The following is a 16,102-nucleotide window of genomic DNA, read 5'->3' as shown; positions in this document are numbered from 1 at the left end:
GCCGACCGCGACCGGGCCTGCATGGCAGCCTCTCGATACAACAAGACCACGAGGAGACACACATGAAACGACGCACTTTCATCCAGCTGGCCGCCGCCGGCGCCGCGACCGCCCTGCACGCGCCCTTGGCATATGCCCAGGCCACGCAGAAGATCAAGGTCGGCTACCTGCACACGCTGGCGGTGGACGGGCAACTGTGGCTGGCCGAGTCCATGGGCTTGTGGAAAAAGGCCGGCCTGGATCCGGAGTTCATCCAGTTCCAGACCGGACTCGAACTGTTCCAGTCCATGAGCGGCGGCAGTATCGACGTCCTGAGCACCGGCGCGGTCATGTCGAACTTTCCCGCGCGCGGCCAGGGCAAGGTATTCCTGATCAACGACGTCGAGTTCGCCACGGCGCAGTTGTGGGTGCATCCCGATATGGGCGTCAACAGCCTGGCGGACCTCAAGGGCAAGAAGATATCGACCACCACCGGCACCACGGCCCACGTCTTCCTGGACAAGGCCTTGCGCGCCAACGGCATAGACCCCAAAAAGGACGTACAGATCGTCAACCAGCGCATGCAGGACGCGACGTCCGCCTTCATCTCCAAGGCGGTGCCCGCGGTGGCGCTGTGGGTTCCGTTCAATATCGCCGTGCGCGACCGCGTGCCTTCGGCAAGGATGCTGGTGGATGCCTCCAAGTACTACCCGGACACGGCAATTGTCGGCGGCTGGGCGGCGCGCAACGACTACTACGACAAGAACAAGGACGCGCTCAAGCGCATCATCCAGGCCTGGGTGCAGGCCAACGACCACATGGTGGCGCACCCGGACGAATCGCTGGAGCTGCTGCAGAAAAAATACTATCCGAACGTGCCGCTGTCGGATATCAAGGAGCAGTACAAGGCCCAGAAGATGTTCGACTCGCGGGCCTGGGCCAAGCTCTATGCCGACGGCACGGTGACGAAGTGGCTGCAGCAGGTCACGGACTTCTTCGTCGACTTCGCCAGCATCCCCAACGCCGTGCCCGCCGCGCAGTACTTCGATCCGAAACTCTACCTGGATATCGTGAAGGCATGAGCGGCATCGGCAAGGGACCGCAGGCGGTCTATGACTACATCATCGTGGGCGCCGGCTCGGCGGGCTGCGTGCTGGCCAACCGGCTGTCGCGCGACCCGTCGGTCAAGGTGCTGCTGCTGGAATCCGGCAAGCCGAACCGGAACTTCTGGCTGCATTTGCCGGTGGGCTATTTCCGCACCATCTACGACACCCGCTTCTCACGCCTGTTCGATACGGAAGGCTGCGAAGGCACGGCCGGCCGCAACATCGTCTGGCCCCGCGGCCGTGTGCTGGGCGGCTCCAGCTCCATCAACGGGCTGCTCTATATCCGCGGGCAGCACCGCGACTACGACCATTGGGAAGCGCTGGGCGCCACGGACTGGAACTATCGCTCCGTGCTGCCGTACTTCAAGCGCTCCGAGGGCTACGAGCGCGGCGCAAGCGCGTACCACGGCGGCAGCGGCGAGCTGGGCGTTTCCGACCTGAAGAACGACCATCCCTATTGCCAGGCCTGGGTCGAGGCCGGGCAGCAGTTCGGCCTGCCCTACAACCCGGACTTCAACGGCGCCAGCGACTATGGCGTCGGCCCTTACCAGTTGACCATCCGCAACGGCTGGCGATCCAGCGCCGCGGTGGCCTTCCTGCGGCCGGTCATGGAACGGCCCAACCTGACCATCGTCACCCAAGCCGACGTGCACCGCATCCTCTTCGAGGGGGATGCCGCCACCGGTGTCGAATGGGTGCATGGCGGCACGGCGCGCCGCACGCGGGCCGATCGCGAGGTCATCCTGAGCGCCGGCGCGATCCAGTCGCCGCAATTGCTGCAGCTGTCCGGCATCGGCCCGGCCGCGCTGCTGCGCCGCCACGGCATCGAGGTGGTGGTCGATGCCCCGGAGGTCGGCGAGAACCTGAAGGACCACTACCAGGCGCGCACCATCGTGCGCCTGAAAAAAAAGATGTCCTTGAACAACGACGTGCGCAATCCCTATCGCCTGGCGGCCATGGGACTGGAATGGCTGGTCAAGCGATCCGGGCCGCTGACGGTGGGCGCCGGCCAGGTGGGCGGATTCGCCGCCACCCAGTACGCGCGCGAGGGCCGTGCCGATATGCAGTTCAATGTGATGCCGCTTTCGGTGGACAAGCCCGGCACGCCGCTGCACGACTACCCCGGCTTCACCGCCTCGGCCTGCCAGTGCCGGCCCGCTTCGCGCGGCCGCATCCAGATCCGTTCGGCCGATCCGCTGGACCCGCCCCGGATCGAGACGAATTACCTGAGCGAGCCCATCGACCGCGACACGCTGGCCGCCGGCGTGGAGATGCTGCGCGAAATCTACCGCCAGCCGGCGTTCGCGGGCCTGGTCGAGGCCGAGGTCCTGCCGGGGCCGGAAAGCCGCACGCGTGCGCATATCGTGGAGTTCGCCAAGCGCGCGGGCGGCACCGTGTTCCACCCGGTCGGGACCTGCCGCATGGGCACCGACGAGGGCGCGGTGGTGGATCCTTCCCTGAACGTGCGCGGCGTACGCCGGCTGCGCGTCATCGATGCATCGGTGATGCCCGATATGGTGTCGGCCAATACCAATGCGGCCGCCATCATGATCGGCGAGAAAGGTGCCAGCCACGTGCTCGAGGAAGCCGCCCTGCCCGCCCTGGAACACGCCGCATGACCCCGGCGCGCACCGCGGGCCGCCTCGGCGCCCGCTCGGCGGACCGAAGGCACGCGGGCCCCTTCGCGGCGCGCGCCGCCTTCCCCTGCATCCCCTCTTTTTCGAAGGCATCACCTTATGCTGCCCTTGCCCGCCTCCACGCCGCTACGCATCGCGAAGATCGATGCCATGGTCTTCCGCGCGCCGATTGCCCAGCCCGTGCAGACATCGTTCGGCACCATGGTCGACCGTCCGGCGTTGCTGGTGCGCGTACAGGATGACGACGGCGCATATGGCTGGGGCGAGGTCTGGTGCAACTTCCCCAGCGTGGGCGCGGAACATCGGGCGCGCATGATCGACGCCTACGCGGCCGCCGTGCTGCTGGAACGGCCGTGGTCCCATCCCACCGAAGCCTACGAGGCCCTGACGCGGCGCTTGCGCGTGCTGGCGATCCAGAGCGGCGAGCCGGGCACCATCGCCCAGGTCATCGCCGGGCTGGACGTGGCGCTGTGGGACCTGGCCGCGCGCCGGCTGGGCCAGCCCTTGTGGCGCCTGCTGGGCGGGGCGCCGCAGGTCCAGGTCTACGCCTCGGGGCTGAACCCCACGAACCCCGCCGAACTGGCGGCCGCGAAGCATGCGGAAGGCTATCGCGCCTTCAAGCTGAAGGTCGGCTTCGGCGCGGCGCGCGACGTGGCGAACCTGCGCTCGCTGCGCGACGCGTTCGGGCCGGACGCCACGCTGATGGTCGATGCAAACCAGGCATGGTCGCTGGCCGAGGCACGCGACATGAGCGCGCGCCTGGCCGAGCTGCGGCCGATCTGGCTGGAAGAACCCATACCGGCCGACCATGGCGCGGACGATTGGCGCAGCCTGGCCGCGGCCAGCCCCGTGCCGCTGGCGGGCGGCGAAAACCTGCGCGGCGACGTCGAATTCGACGCCGCCATCGAGGCCGGCGCGCTGCGCGTCATCCAGCCTGACCTGGGCAAATGGGGCGGCTTCAGCGGCTGCCTGCCCGTCGCCCGGCGCGCGATGGCGCAAGGCCGGATGTTCTGCCCCCACTGGCTGGGCGGCGGCGTCGGCCAGTTGGCCTCGTTGCACCTGAAAGCGATCGCCGGGGGCCCTGGCTATGCCGAAGTGGACTCCAATCCCAATCCGCTGCGGGAGCGGTTCGGCGGCGATCGCCTGCGACCGGTGGATGGCGTCGTCACGCTGCCCGATGCGCCCGGGCTAGGGAGCGAACCCGACCTGGCAGCGTGCCGCGACTACGCGGTCGACCATCGGTCTTGAGATTGTTCTGATTTACCGCGACCGCCGCGGCGCCTAAGGTTCTGCATGGCGCCCGCCGCGTGGCGGCCGATTCCCACAAGGAACTGCCGAGACAGGCCAGTGGCACGACCGCTTACCGCGCGCGTGCCACGCCTACCCATTGCACCACCCGCTGAACGGGGGACCGTGCGATCCACGCAAGCGACGCCCTCCACTCCGCCCATCGCCCTCGCGATGCGGCCCTCGCCGCCGCCGCGTACCGGGTAAACCACTACGCAGTAATACGAGCGAACGACTTCCCACGAGCGCGAACCGCTGTTATGGTATTTTGCATTCAAAATTCAAGATGCCAGGAGCGAGACATCCATGTTGCGACTCGACTTCCATCCCGCCGGGCGCCATTTCCTGCAGATCCCCGGGCCCAGCCCCGTCCCGGACCGGCTGCTGCGCGCCATGAGCTACCCCACGATCGACCATCGCGGCCCGGAGTTCGGCGCCCTGGGCCTGGCCGTGCTGGACGGCATAAAGAAGATCTTCAAGACCCGGCATCCGGTCATCATCTATCCGGCTTCCGGCACGGGTGCGTGGGAAGCGGCGCTGTCGAACACCATGAATCCCGGCGACCATGTCCTGATGTTCGAGACGGGGCACTTCGCCAGCCTGTGGAAAAAGATGGCGGATGGGCTCGGGCTCAAGACGGAATTCCTGGGACTTCCGGGTGTCGAGGGATGGCGCCGCGGCGTGCAGCCGCGCATGATCGAGGACCGCCTGCGGGCGGACGCCGCGCATGACATCAAGGCCGTCTGCGTCGTGCACAACGAGACCTCCACGGGCGTGACGTCCGATATCGCGGCGGTCCGGCGCGCCATCGACGCCGCCGGGCATCCCGCCCTGCTGCTGGTGGACACGATTTCAGGCCTGGCGTGCGCCGACTACCGCCACGACGAATGGGGCGTGGACGTGTCGATATCGGGTTCGCAGAAGGGCTTGATGCTGCCGCCCGGTATCAGCTTCAACGCCCTGTCGCCCAAGGCCATCGAACGCAGCGAACAGGCCGGGCTGCCGCGCAGTTTCTGGCGCTGGTCCGAAATCCTGGAGATGAACAAGACCGGGTATTGGCCCTATACGCCCAGCACCAACCTGCTTTACGCGCTGCACGAGGCGCTCGAGATGATCCTGGACGAAGGACTGGATGCCGTGTTCGCGCGGCACCAGCGCCTGGCCCGCGCCTGCCGCGCGGCGGTGCAGGCCTGGGGCCTGGAGATCCAGTGCGTCGAACCCGAACGCTATTCGCCCGTGCTGACCGGCGTCGTCATGCCGGCGGGCGTGGACGCCGATGCCGTGCGCCGCCTGATCTACGAACGCTTCGACATGTCCCTGGGCACGGGCCTGGGCAAGGTCAGGGGCAGCATGTTCCGCATCGGCCACCTGGGCGACTGCAACGACCTGACTTTGATGGCAACGTTGGCGGGCTGCGAAATGGGCCTGAAGCTGTCCGGCGTCACCCTGGCCGGCAGCGGCGTGCAAGCCGCCATGGATTGTTTGCAGGACACCGTGGAGGAACGCCAGGCGAAGGTCGCCTGACATCCGTAGCGGACGATCGCCGCGCCAGAAGGCGACGTCCATATCCGCGGCCACCCCACCCCGGAGGAGACATCATGCGAGCAAGGAAACTGCGAGGACTGCGGGCTTTTGCCATGGCTGCGGCGCTGCTGCCGGCCATGGCCTGGGCCTGGGAACCGACCAAACCGGTCGAAATCATCGTGCCGTTCAGCGCGGGCGGCGCCTCCGACCAGATGGCGCGCACGATACAAGGCATCGTCGCCAAGCACGCCTTGATGAAACAGCCGCTGATCGTGGTGAACAAGGCCGGCGCATCGGGCGCCGAAGGCCTGATGGACGCCAAGGAGTCCGCTGGCGATCCGCACAAGCTCCTGGTGGCCTCGTCGGCGCTGTACACCGTGCCCCTGATAAGCAAACTGCCCTTCAACTGGCGCGACCTGTCGCCGGTGGCCATGGTGGCGGTGGACGAGTTCGTGCTGTGGGTCAACGCGAAGTCCTCGTACAACACCGTCGACGACTTCATCGCGGCGGCCAAGGCCAAGCGCCTGAAGATGGGCGGCACCAGCTCCAAGCGCGAGGACCAGATGATCACCGCCATGGTGGAACATGCCACCGGCGCCAAGTTCATCTACGTGCCCTACAAGGGCGGCGGCGAGGCCGCCACGCAACTGTCGGGCAACCACATCGACGCCAACGTGAACAACCCGGCGGAGTCCGTGGCGCAATGGCGCGCCGGCGAGCACCGCGCCTTGTGTGTCTTCGCGGAACAGCGGCTGTCCTATACGCAGAAGGTCACGGAGACGCAAAGCTGGGCCGACATTCCCACCTGCAAGGAAAAGGGGCTGGATGTGCACTACGAGATGCTGCGCATCTTCCTGCTGCCCGGCAAGGCGACCCCGGACCAGGTGGCCTACTACACCGACGTCTTCAAGAAGATCAGCGAGACGCCGGAATGGAAGCAATACCTGGAACGCTCGGCCCTCAAGCCGGAGCTCCTGACCGGCGCGCCGCTGACGCAGTTCCTGGAGAAGGACGAGGCCGTGCACAAGGACATCATCAAGTCCGCCGGATTCGCGCAGTAGTGCCGGGCGGCGCGTTCCCCCTCGGGCGCGCCGTTTCATCGGATGGAGCACGATCATCATGCAGGAAGAGCGCATGCAGGAAGCGTCGTTGCCGGGAGCGTCCGCGCAGCAATCGGTGCAAAAGCAGCCCATCCAGGAGGCCCGGGTGCCCCCCGGGCCCCGGGACGGGATGGAAGCGGACGCCCCACCGGCCGGCCGCGCCGTCGTCACCTACATGACCATGGAACTCGCCGTCGCCGTGCTGCTGGCCGCGCTGGCGCTGACGGTGATCTGGAGCAATTACCGCATCGGCGCCGGCTGGACCGAGGACGGTCCGCAGGCCGGCTACTTCCCGCTGCGCATCGGCGTCATCATCCTGGCCGCCACCCTCGCAGTAGCCATCCAGGCGCTGCGCAAGCAAGACCGGCGCGCCTTCGTGCACACGCATGAACTGCGGCAGGTGGCGGTGGTGCTGCTGCCGCTCATCGTCTATGTGGGCGTCATCAAGGCGCTGGGCATCTATGTCGCGTCCGCGCTGTTCATCGCGGGATTCATGCGCTGGGTCGGCAAGTATCCGCTGTGGAAAGGCCTGCCGCTGGCCGTGGCCATCATGGCGGTGCTGTTCTGGGTCTTCGAGATGAAGTTCCTGGTGCCGCTGCCCAAGGGCCCGCTGGAAAACATGCTGGGCTACTAGCGTCGACAGGCCCCAGGCCTTTACACGCTGCAAGCAGCGCCGCATGGCTACGCAAACCGCTTATCCCGGGAAAACATCATGCAAGAACTGAGCGCCCTGTATGACGGCTTCGCGGTCGTGCTGTCGTGGGGGAACATCGGCCTGATGCTGGTCGGCATCCTGCTGGGGATCGTGGTCGGCGTGCTGCCCGGACTGGGCGGTCCCAACGGCGTGGCGATCCTGCTGCCGCTGACTTTCTCCATGCATCCCACATCGGCCATCATCCTGCTTTCGTGCATCTATTGGGGTGCGCTCTTCGGCGGCGCGATCACGTCCATCCTGTTCAACATTCCGGGCGAGGCCTGGTCGGTGGCCACCACCTTCGACGGCTATCCCATGGCGCAGCAGGGCCGCGCCGGACAGGCGCTGACGTCGGCCTTTACCGGATCGTTTTTCGGCGCGCTGGTGGGCGTGCTGCTGATCACCTTTCTCGCGCCGGCGGTGGCGCGCTTCGCCCTGCGGTTCGGTCCGGCGGAGTTCTTCGCGGTGTACCTGCTGACCTTCTGCAGCTTCATCGGCATGGGGCGGGAATCCAAGCCCAAGATCATCATCGCCATGGGCATCGGCTTCGCCCTCGCGGCGGTCGGCATGGATACCGTATCGGGCGACCTGCGCATGACATTCGGGTCCTCTGAACTGTTGCGCGGCTTCGACTTCCTGGTTGCCGTCATCGGGCTCTTCGGCATCGGCGAGATCCTGCTGACCATGGAGGAAGGCGTCGCCTTCAAGGGCAACAAGGCGCGCATCGACCTGAAAGTGGTGTTCAAGACCTGGGCGCAGTTGCCGCGCTACTGGCTGGTGCTGCTGCGGTCCTCGGCGATCGGCTGCTGGCTGGGCGTCACGCCCGGGGGCGCCATCGCGGCTTCGTTCATGGGCTACGGCATCGCGAAGAAATTCGCCAAGGATCCGGACTCCTTCGGCAAGGGCAATGTGGAAGGCGTGCTGGCGCCCGAAACCGCGGCGCACGCGGCCGGCACCAGCGCTTTGCTGCCCATGCTGGCGCTGGGCATCCCGGGCTCGGCCACGGCCGCGGTGCTGCTGGGCGGCCTGATGATCTGGGGCCTGCAGCCGGGACCGCTGCTTTTCACGGAGCAGAAGGATTTCGTGTGGGGGCTGATCGCCAGCATGTACCTGGGCAACCTCGCCGGCCTGATCGTCGTGCTGTCGACCGTACCGCTGTTCGCGGCGATCCTGCGCATTCCGTTTTCCATCATCGCGCCCCTGATCCTGGTGGTGTGCGCGATCGGCGCCTTCACCGTGCATAACGCCAGCTTCGACATCTGGCTGATGCTGGTCTTCGGCGTGGTCGGCTATCTGTTCAAGAAGCTGCAATACCCGCTCGCCCCCCTGGTCCTGGCACTGGTGCTGGGCGACCGCGCGGAAGACGCCTTTCGCCAGACCATGCTGATTTCCTCCGGCGACCTGAGCGTCTTCTGGTCCAACGGGCTGGTGGGCACCATCGTCACCCTGGCGCTGCTTGCGCTGTTCTGGCCGCTGCTGTCGGCCGGTGTCGCGCGGCTGCGCAAGGGCCGCAACAATCTTTCTCCCCGCTATCCATGACTACCACTCCCGCTCCCGGCCTCTCGCAGCCGATACGCCTGGTGCCCTATGCCGCGGGCGCCGCGCCTGCGCTGGCGGGACGCCTGCGCAGCGAACTGCGTGGCGACGTCCTCTTCGATGGCGCCAGCCGCGGCCGCTATGCCACCGACGCGTCCATCTACCAGATCACGCCCCTGGGCATCGTGGTGCCGCGCGACCAGGCCGATCTGATCGCCGCGCTGGACATCGCCCGCGACGAGGACATTCCGGTGCTCGCGCGCGGCGCCGGCACCAGCCAATGCGGCCAGACGGTCGCCGACGCGCTGGTGATCGACACCAGCAAATGGTTGAACAATATCGTCGCGTTCGACGCGCAGGCCCGCACCGTGACGGTCGAGCCGGGCATGGTGCTGGACCACCTGAACGCCTGGCTCAAGCCCCACGGGCTATGGTTCCCGGTGGATGTCTCGACTTCCGCGCAATGTACGCTGGGCGGCATGGCGGGCAACAACTCCTGCGGGTCGCGCTCGATCGAGTACGGCAACATGGTGCACAACGTGTTGTCGATCGACGCCATCCTGCCCGACGGCGCCCAGGCTGCCTTCGGCGCGGTCTCCCGCCTGGCCGCAGGCGCCCGCCTGCAAGGCATCCTGCAGGGGGTACGCGAAATCGCGCAGCGCGAGCGCGCCGAGATCGCCGAACGCACGCCCAAGGTGCTGCGCCGGGTGGCCGGCTACAACATCGACATTTTCGATTGCCAGAATCCGCGCGCCTATACCGACGACGGCGAGGCCAATCTGGCGCACCTGCTGGTGGGTTCTGAAGGTACGCTCGCATTCACCCGCCAGGTCACGCTGAAGCTGGCGCCGCTGCCCGCGCACAAGGTGCTGGGCGTCGTGAATTTTCCGACCTTCTACCAGTCCATGGACGCCGCGCAGCACATCGTGCGGCTGGGTCCCGTGGCCGTCGAGCTGGTCGATCGCACCATGATCGACCTGGCCATGGACAACCCTTCGTTCCGCCCCGTCATACAGGGCGCGCTGGTGGGGCAGCCACAGGCCATACTGCTGGTGGAATTCGCCGGCGACGACAAGGCCGTCCTGCTGGCGCGGCTGCGTGAACTGTCGCAACTGGTCGCCGACCTGGGCCACGCCGGCGCGGTCGTGGAGATGATCGACGCCAGCGCCCAAAAGGCGCTGTGGGAGGTCCGCAAGGCCGGCTTGAACATCATGATGAGCATGAAAGGCGACGGCAAGCCGGTGTCCTTCATCGAGGACTGCGCCGTCCCGCTGGAACACCTGGCGGAGTACACGCGCCAGCTCACCGAGGTGTTTCACCGGCACGGCACCGAGGGCACGTGGTACGCCCATGCGAGCGTTGGCACGCTGCACGTGCGGCCCATCCTAGACATGCGGCGCGATGGCGCCGCGAAAATGCGCGCCATCGCGGAGCAGGCGGCCGAGCTGGTGCGCCGCTACAAGGGCGCGTATTCCGGCGAACATGGCGACGGCCTGTGCCGCGGCGAATGGGTCAGCTGGCAATACGGCCCGCGCATCAACCAGGCCTTCCGCGAAATCAAGGCCCTGTTCGATCCGGACAACCGCTTCAATCCGGACAAGATCGTCAATCCGCCGCGCATGGACGATGCGGCCAACTTCCGCTTTCCCCCCCGCTACACCGTGCCCCCGCTCGCCCCGGCGCTGGACTGGTCGGCATGGGACGTGACGCGCGACCCGCTGACCGGCGTGGAAACGGCGCCGGGCAGCGGCGGCGACACCACCGGCGGCCTGGCCAAGGCCGTGGAGATGTGCAACAACAACGGGCATTGCCGCAAGTTCGACGCCGGCACCATGTGCCCCAGCTACCGCGTCACCAAGGACGAACAGCATGTCACCCGCGGGCGCGCCAACACCTTGCGGCTGGCGCTCAGCGGCCAGGTGGGCATGGAGGGCCTGGCCAGCCGGGCGGTGAAGGAAGCGCTGGACCTGTGCGTCTCGTGCAAGGGCTGCAAGCGGGAATGCCCCACCAGCGTCGACATGGCCAAGTTGAAGATCGAGGCGCGCCATGCCTGGGTACGGAAGCACGGGCTGACCCTGCGCGACCGCATGGTCGCTTTCCTGCCGCGCTACGCCGCGGCCGCCAGCCGCTGCGCGCCCCTGATGCGCTGGGTGGACAGGGCGCCGCTGCTTTCCGGCTGGGTCAAGCGCGGCCTGGGCATCGCGCCCGAGCGCTCCCTGCCGCATTTCACCCGCCCCTTCCTGGCGGGCGGCACGCCCGCGCAGCCGTCCGGGACCAGGCATGAAGTGCTGCTCTTCGTCGACACCTTCAACAACTACATGGAGCCGGAGAACGCGCGCGCCGCGCGCCAGGTGCTGGAAGCCGCCGGCTATACCGTGCACGTCAATATCCAGCCCGGGCAACGGCCGCTGTGTTGCGGACGCACCTTCCTGGCGGCGGGCCTGGTGGAACAGGCCAAGGCCGAGGCGCGCCGCCTGCTGGACGCCCTGTCTCCCTATATCGACCGCGGCGTGCCCATCGTCGGCCTGGAGCCCTCGTGCCTGCTGACCCTACGCGATGAATTCCTGCACTACGGATATGGCGACGCCGCCCGGCGGCTCGCGGATTCGGCTTTCCTGTTCGAGGAATTCCTGGTCCGCGAACAGCAGGCGGGGCGCCTGGCCCTCGACCTGCGCACGCCGGAGCGGAGCACCGCCGTGGTCCACGGGCATTGCCATCAGAAGGCCTTCGACGCCGTTCACCCCATCAAGACGGTGCTGGGCTGGATTCCAGGACTGCAGGCCAGCTTTGTCGAATCCTCCTGTTGCGGCATGGCGGGCAGCTTCGGCTACGAAGCCGAGCATTTCGAGGCGTCCAAGGCCATGGCGGAAGCCGCCCTGCTGCCCGCCGTCCGCAAGGCGCCCGCCGACAGTTGGATCATTGCCGACGGCACCAGTTGCCGGCACCAGATCCGCGACGGCGCCCAGGTAGAATCGCTGCACGTCGCGCGCGTGCTCGCGGCGGCCCTTGCGCCCAGGGCTGAGCCGGCAGTTCGCGGGAAGCCGGCCCTCCATGGAGATGAGGCCCACCCGGAACGCTGATGCTTCCCTGCCGTACCCGATGCACCCTTGGCGTTATGGGCCGGGCTGTTCAGCGCCGATGCGCCGCGGCTTTCGCGACCGCCCCTGACGGTGGGCGCCAGCGCAGCCCGGGGCGCAGGGGCCGGCCAGCAACGCCGTCGCGCCGCTCCGCACTCCGGTGGCCCATCGAAGATCCGCTATGTATACGAACCACGATTCTCCGCCCGTCACGCCAGTCCTGCCCAAGGTGGAGCGCGCCATCCTGCACGACTCGGTCACCGACCACCTGCGCAATTTCATTATCGAGGGCGTGCTGACGCCCGGCATGAAGCTCAACGAACGGGCGCTGTGCGAAACGCTGGGCATCTCGCGCACGCCGCTGCGCGAAGCGTTCAAGGTCCTGGCCGCCGAGGGCCTGATCGAAATTTCCCCCAACCGCGGCGCCGCGGTCGCCCGCATGACCGAAGCCGAGATCCGCGAGGCCTTCGAAGTGCTCAGCGGCCTGGAAGCTTTCTCGGGGGAACTGGCCTGCCAGCGCATCACCGACGACGAGGTCGAGCAGATCAAGGCGCTGCATCACGGCATGCTGGCCTGCAAGGCGCAGGGCGATCTGCCGGGCTACTACAGCCGCAACCAGCAAATCCACGACCGCATCAATCTCGCCGCGCGCAACCAGGTGCTGCGCCAGACCTACGTCTCGCTCAACCGCCGGGTCCAGGCGCTGCGCCTGCGCTCCAACCTGAAAACCCCGAAGTGGGAAAGCGCCATCGAGGACCACGAACAAATGCTGGTCGCCCTGCAGGACCGCGACGGCCAACGCCTGTCCCGCATCCTGCGGCAGCACCTGCTGGACAAGCGCGATGCCATCCTGGAACTCGGTGTAAAGGCTTGAGCGGTCGCGCGACTTGGCGTTTCCCCGCCCTTCCTGAGGCAAGGTCGTCGGCACGAGCCCGCCAGCACCATATTCGGTGGGCCAGAAAGGCTCCACAGTCGTTGGCATCCGGGGGGGCCGTCGCTGTCCCCGCCTGGGACATCGGCCACACGCACCGGCGTAAACGCTATGCCCGGCCGCCACGCCCCCGCTGCAGCAAGGTCTGGATATACCGCCCCGCCTCCAGGATGTCGCAGCGGATCGCGTGCGCCGTCGCTTCCGCGTCCCCGCGCGCCAATGCTTCCACCGCCACTGCGTGATAATCCATCCGCTTCAGATGCGGCACATACTCCGCCAGGACGAAGTTCAGCACCGGGCCGCAGCGCAACCACAGCGTCTCGATTGCGTCCTCGATAATGTCGAGCCTGCTCAGTCCGTAAATATGGAAGTGGAATTGCCGGTGTACCTCCAGGTAGCCCTGGTGCCCGTCCACATCGATCAGGCGCTTCATATCCGCCACCAGGCGCCGCAGCGTGTCCACATCCTCGGGCGTCGCGTGCGCAACGGCCTCCAGCGCCGCGCGGCTTTCCAGCTCCGCCCGCATCATCAGTAGCTGCCGCAACTGGTCCGCATCTACTTCCGGGACCACCGCGCCGCCGCCCTGGCCGCCCGTGCCCCGCCGCAGTATCCGTTCCGCGATCAGGTGGTTCACCGCGTCACGCACCGGCGTCAGGCTGATACCCAGCTCGCCCGCCACCTCCCGCAGCAGGATCCGGTGCCCGGGTTCGTAGCGGCCGCTCAGCAGCGCTTCGCGCAGCGCGGCATACGCGCGGTCCCATAGGGTTTCGCGGTCTATGGGCTGCAGCGCGGCGGGTTTCGCGGCCGCTGGGGAAGCGGCGGCTTTCAATTGGGACATGCCTGACCTTTGGTGTGGCGGTTTGCTTCGGTGGTTATCGGGGCGCCTTCGGGCGGGCGCATAGCGCTGGGTATTTTCGCACTCCTGCCCGCCCAGCGGATGCGCGCGCGCATCTCCGCAACCACGACAATACTCCGAAACTCCCCATTGTTATTCGTTATAACGAATGCTAGTATGCCTACGCAACGTCGCCCACAGAGGCACGGGGCGCGCCATCCCGGGCGCGACTGATGAGGAGACCGTACATGTCACTGCTAAGCAAATTGGCCGGCGCGCTCGCTTGCGCCTGCGCCGTATCCACCGCCTTCGCCGCCGACGGCACCTTCCCCGACCGCAGCATCCGCTTCATCATCCCGTGGAACGCCGGCGGGTCCAACGACATTGCCGCCCGCCAGCTCCAGCAGATCGTCGCCGAGCAGCAGAACGTCACCCTGGTCGTCGAGAACGCGCCCGGCGCCACCGGGGCCATCGGCCTGGGCAAGGTCGCGGCGGCGCCCCCCGACGGCTATGTCGTCGGCATGGGCACCAGCTCGACCCTGGCGCAGATCGCGCAGAACCTGACGCCGCTGCGCAACGAGCAGTTCGCCCACATCGCCCGCGTGTCGACCGATCCCCTGGTACTGCTCGTGCCCAAGGATGGCCCTGCCGACCTGGACGCCTTCCTCGCCGAGATGAAGCGCAATCCGGGCAAGGTGTCCATCGGCACCCCGGGCACCAACAACCTCAACCACATCTTCGCGGAAATGACGGCGCGCGCGGCCGGCGTCGGTTATGTCAACGTCCCCTACCCCGGCGGCTCGCGCGTCATCGCGGACCTGGCGGGCAAGCAGATACAGGCCGCCGTGCTCAAGCCCTCCGAAAGCAAGGGGCAGATCGACGCGGGCTATGTGCGCCCCATCGGCGTCTTCGGCAATGAGCGGCTGCAGGTCTTCCCGGACGTCCCGACCTTCAAGGAAAAGGGCTACGACGTCTATCCCTACGGTCCCTTGGTACAAATGGCCTATGTAGTCGCGCCGGCCGGCATCTCGCCCGACGTGCGGGCCCGCCTGATCGAGATCTTCGGCAAGGCCATCCAGAGCGAGAAGTTCAAGACCTTCGCGCAACAGAACGGCTTCCTGGTGGACGACCTGACCGGCGCGGCGCTGGACAAGGAAGTCCGCGACGTCCAGACCACGCTGAACAGCGTGGCCACCAAGGTATTCAAGCAACCCTGACCATCCGAACCGTCGTCCCACGGAAACATAATGAGCACAATCAAGAAAGTCACCTGCCATGTCGTCGCGGCACCCGTGCAGCGTCCCTTCACGTCCTCGCGGGGATGGCTGTACAAGACACGCGGATCGTGCATCGTCGAGATCGAGACCACCGATGGCGTGGTGGGCTGGGGTGAATGCTACGGCCCGTCCCAGGTGGCGCGCGCCTATATCGATACGCAGTACGCGCCGCGCATCATCGGCCGCGACGCCTTCGACGTGGAAGTGATCTGGGAAGACCTGTACAACCGCATCAAGGACTACGGCAATACCGGCATGGCGATCTCGGCGCTCAGCGGCATCGACATCGCCCTGTGGGACATCATCGGCAAGGTGTGCGGCAAGCCGGTGCACAAGCTCATCGGCGGGGCCTATCGCACGGAAGTGCAGTCGTATGCCACCGGCCTGTACTTCATCGATATGGACCGCCTTATCGAAGAAGCGGTGGAAGAGGCCTGCGAATACGTGAACCAGGGCTTTCGCGCGGTCAAGATGAAGATCGGCCTGGGCTCGCCCAAGCTGGATATCCGCCGCGTCGCGGCCGTGCGCGAAGCGGTGGGCGACGATGTGCGGCTGATGGTCGACGCCAACCACTGCTTCACCGTCCCCGCGGCGATCCGCCTGGGTCGCGAGCTGGAAAGCCTGGACATCGAATGGTTCGAGGAACCCATCTCGCCCGAAGACCTGGACGGGTATGTCGAAGTCACGCGCGCACTGGACATGGCCGTCGCCGGCGGCGAAAACGAGTTCACCCGCTGGGGCTTTCGCGACATCGTGACGCGCAAGGCCATGGACATCGTGCAGCCGGACGTATGCGCGGCCGGCGGCATCAGCGAATGCCGCAAGATCGCGACCCTCGCGATGACGCACGGGGTGGAGTGCGTCCCGCATGCCTGGGGATCGGCCATCGGCCTGGCGGCGACGCTGCAGTTCCTCGCCGCCCTGCCGGACCAGCCGCCCAGCTTCCGTCCCATGCCGCCGCTGCTCGAATTCGAGCAGTGCGAGAACCCCTTCCGCGACCTGCTGACCACCGAACCCATCGAGCAACGCCGCGGCATCGTGCAGATACCCACCGGTCCCGGCCTGGGCATCGAGGTCAAGCGCGAGATCCTCGACCGCTATCGCGTCGCGTGAGGACGC

General features: G+C 67.0%; 12 protein-coding genes. 11 read left to right on the top strand and 1 reads right to left on the bottom strand.

Annotated features, from left to right (window positions below; genetic code table 11):
* The first annotated feature begins 62 nt into the window (after positions 1–62).
* The 9 genes from BAU07_RS12155 (at position 63) to BAU07_RS12115 (ending at position 12,814) form a co-directional block, all read left to right on the top strand.
* Positions 63–1,061, top strand: a complete 999-nt coding sequence (locus tag BAU07_RS12155) for an ABC transporter substrate-binding protein (protein ID WP_066657912.1) — start codon at positions 63–65, stop codon at positions 1,059–1,061.
* On the top strand, positions 1,058–2,704 hold the full coding sequence (locus BAU07_RS12150) for a GMC family oxidoreductase (protein ID WP_066657909.1): 1,647 nt from the start codon (positions 1,058–1,060) through the stop codon (positions 2,702–2,704). Before BAU07_RS12155 ends, BAU07_RS12150 begins: the two co-directional genes overlap by 4 nt.
* Before the next feature lie 117 nt (positions 2,705–2,821).
* On the top strand, positions 2,822–3,970 hold the full coding sequence (locus tag BAU07_RS12145; RefSeq protein WP_066657906.1) for a mandelate racemase/muconate lactonizing enzyme family protein: 1,149 nt from the start codon (positions 2,822–2,824) through the stop codon (positions 3,968–3,970).
* Between the two features lie 345 nt (positions 3,971–4,315).
* Positions 4,316–5,533, top strand: coding sequence for a pyridoxal-phosphate-dependent aminotransferase family protein (locus tag BAU07_RS12140; protein WP_066657903.1), 1,218 nt, complete (start codon positions 4,316–4,318; stop codon positions 5,531–5,533).
* 74 nt (positions 5,534–5,607) lie between these two features.
* Entirely contained in the window at positions 5,608–6,594 is a 987-nt protein-coding gene (locus BAU07_RS12135; RefSeq protein ID WP_066657901.1) for a Bug family tripartite tricarboxylate transporter substrate binding protein, read from the top strand.
* A 58-nt stretch (positions 6,595–6,652) separates the two neighbouring features.
* Positions 6,653–7,267 (top strand): tripartite tricarboxylate transporter TctB family protein, encoded by a 615-nt coding sequence (locus tag BAU07_RS12130; protein ID WP_232338292.1) that lies wholly within the window; start codon positions 6,653–6,655, stop codon positions 7,265–7,267.
* Between the two features lie 78 nt (positions 7,268–7,345).
* Entirely contained in the window at positions 7,346–8,866 is a 1,521-nt protein-coding gene (locus tag BAU07_RS12125) for a tripartite tricarboxylate transporter permease (RefSeq protein WP_066657899.1), read from the top strand.
* Positions 8,863–11,943, top strand: a complete 3,081-nt coding sequence (locus tag BAU07_RS12120; RefSeq protein WP_084025647.1) for an FAD-binding and (Fe-S)-binding domain-containing protein — start codon at positions 8,863–8,865, stop codon at positions 11,941–11,943. The genes BAU07_RS12125 and BAU07_RS12120 overlap by 4 nt, the downstream gene beginning before the upstream one ends.
* Before the next feature lie 178 nt (positions 11,944–12,121).
* Positions 12,122–12,814, top strand: a complete 693-nt coding sequence (locus BAU07_RS12115; protein WP_066657897.1) for a GntR family transcriptional regulator — start codon at positions 12,122–12,124, stop codon at positions 12,812–12,814.
* 166 nt (positions 12,815–12,980) lie between these two features.
* Here the strand turns inward: BAU07_RS12115 and BAU07_RS12110 are convergent, their stop codons facing one another.
* Positions 12,981–13,709, bottom strand: a complete 729-nt coding sequence (locus tag BAU07_RS12110) for a GntR family transcriptional regulator (protein ID WP_066657895.1) — start codon at positions 13,707–13,709, stop codon at positions 12,981–12,983.
* A 245-nt stretch (positions 13,710–13,954) separates the two neighbouring features.
* Between BAU07_RS12110 and BAU07_RS12105 the strand changes: the two genes are divergently transcribed.
* Both BAU07_RS12105 and BAU07_RS12100 read left to right on the top strand, forming a co-directional pair.
* On the top strand, positions 13,955–14,923 hold the full coding sequence (locus tag BAU07_RS12105) for a Bug family tripartite tricarboxylate transporter substrate binding protein (RefSeq protein ID WP_066657892.1): 969 nt from the start codon (positions 13,955–13,957) through the stop codon (positions 14,921–14,923).
* A 30-nt stretch (positions 14,924–14,953) separates the two neighbouring features.
* A complete protein-coding gene (locus BAU07_RS12100) occupies positions 14,954–16,096 on the top strand; it encodes a mandelate racemase/muconate lactonizing enzyme family protein (protein ID WP_066657889.1) in 1,143 nt (380 codons plus the stop codon).
* Positions 16,097–16,102: the final 6 nt, after the last annotated feature.

It is taken from the genome of Bordetella flabilis, assembly GCF_001676725.1.
GTDB classification, from domain to species: Bacteria; Pseudomonadota; Gammaproteobacteria; order Burkholderiales; family Burkholderiaceae_B; genus Bordetella_C; species Bordetella_C flabilis.
Note: the sequence above shows the minus strand (reverse complement) of the source record. Positions and strands in the feature narration are given on the sequence as shown.

Bases quoted from the DNA above. Each gene is read 5' to 3' on its own strand.
- BAU07_RS12155 (WP_066657912.1), top strand. From the start codon at position 63: ATGAAACGACGCACTTTCATCCAGCTGGCCGCCGCCGGCGCCGCGACC.
- BAU07_RS12150 (WP_066657909.1), top strand. From the start codon at position 1,058: ATGAGCGGCATCGGCAAGGGACCGCAGGCGGTCTATGACTACATCATC.
- BAU07_RS12145 (WP_066657906.1), top strand. From the start codon at position 2,822: ATGCTGCCCTTGCCCGCCTCCACGCCGCTACGCATCGCGAAGATCGAT.
- BAU07_RS12140 (WP_066657903.1), top strand. From the start codon at position 4,316: ATGTTGCGACTCGACTTCCATCCCGCCGGGCGCCATTTCCTGCAGATC.
- BAU07_RS12135 (WP_066657901.1), top strand. From the start codon at position 5,608: ATGCGAGCAAGGAAACTGCGAGGACTGCGGGCTTTTGCCATGGCTGCG.
- BAU07_RS12130 (WP_232338292.1), top strand. From the start codon at position 6,653: ATGCAGGAAGAGCGCATGCAGGAAGCGTCGTTGCCGGGAGCGTCCGCG.
- BAU07_RS12125 (WP_066657899.1), top strand. From the start codon at position 7,346: ATGCAAGAACTGAGCGCCCTGTATGACGGCTTCGCGGTCGTGCTGTCG.
- BAU07_RS12120 (WP_084025647.1), top strand. From the start codon at position 8,863: ATGACTACCACTCCCGCTCCCGGCCTCTCGCAGCCGATACGCCTGGTG.
- BAU07_RS12115 (WP_066657897.1), top strand. From the start codon at position 12,122: ATGTATACGAACCACGATTCTCCGCCCGTCACGCCAGTCCTGCCCAAG.
- BAU07_RS12110 (WP_066657895.1), bottom strand. From the start codon at position 13,709: ATGTCCCAATTGAAAGCCGCCGCTTCCCCAGCGGCCGCGAAACCCGCC.
- BAU07_RS12105 (WP_066657892.1), top strand. From the start codon at position 13,955: ATGTCACTGCTAAGCAAATTGGCCGGCGCGCTCGCTTGCGCCTGCGCC.
- BAU07_RS12100 (WP_066657889.1), top strand. From the start codon at position 14,954: ATGAGCACAATCAAGAAAGTCACCTGCCATGTCGTCGCGGCACCCGTG.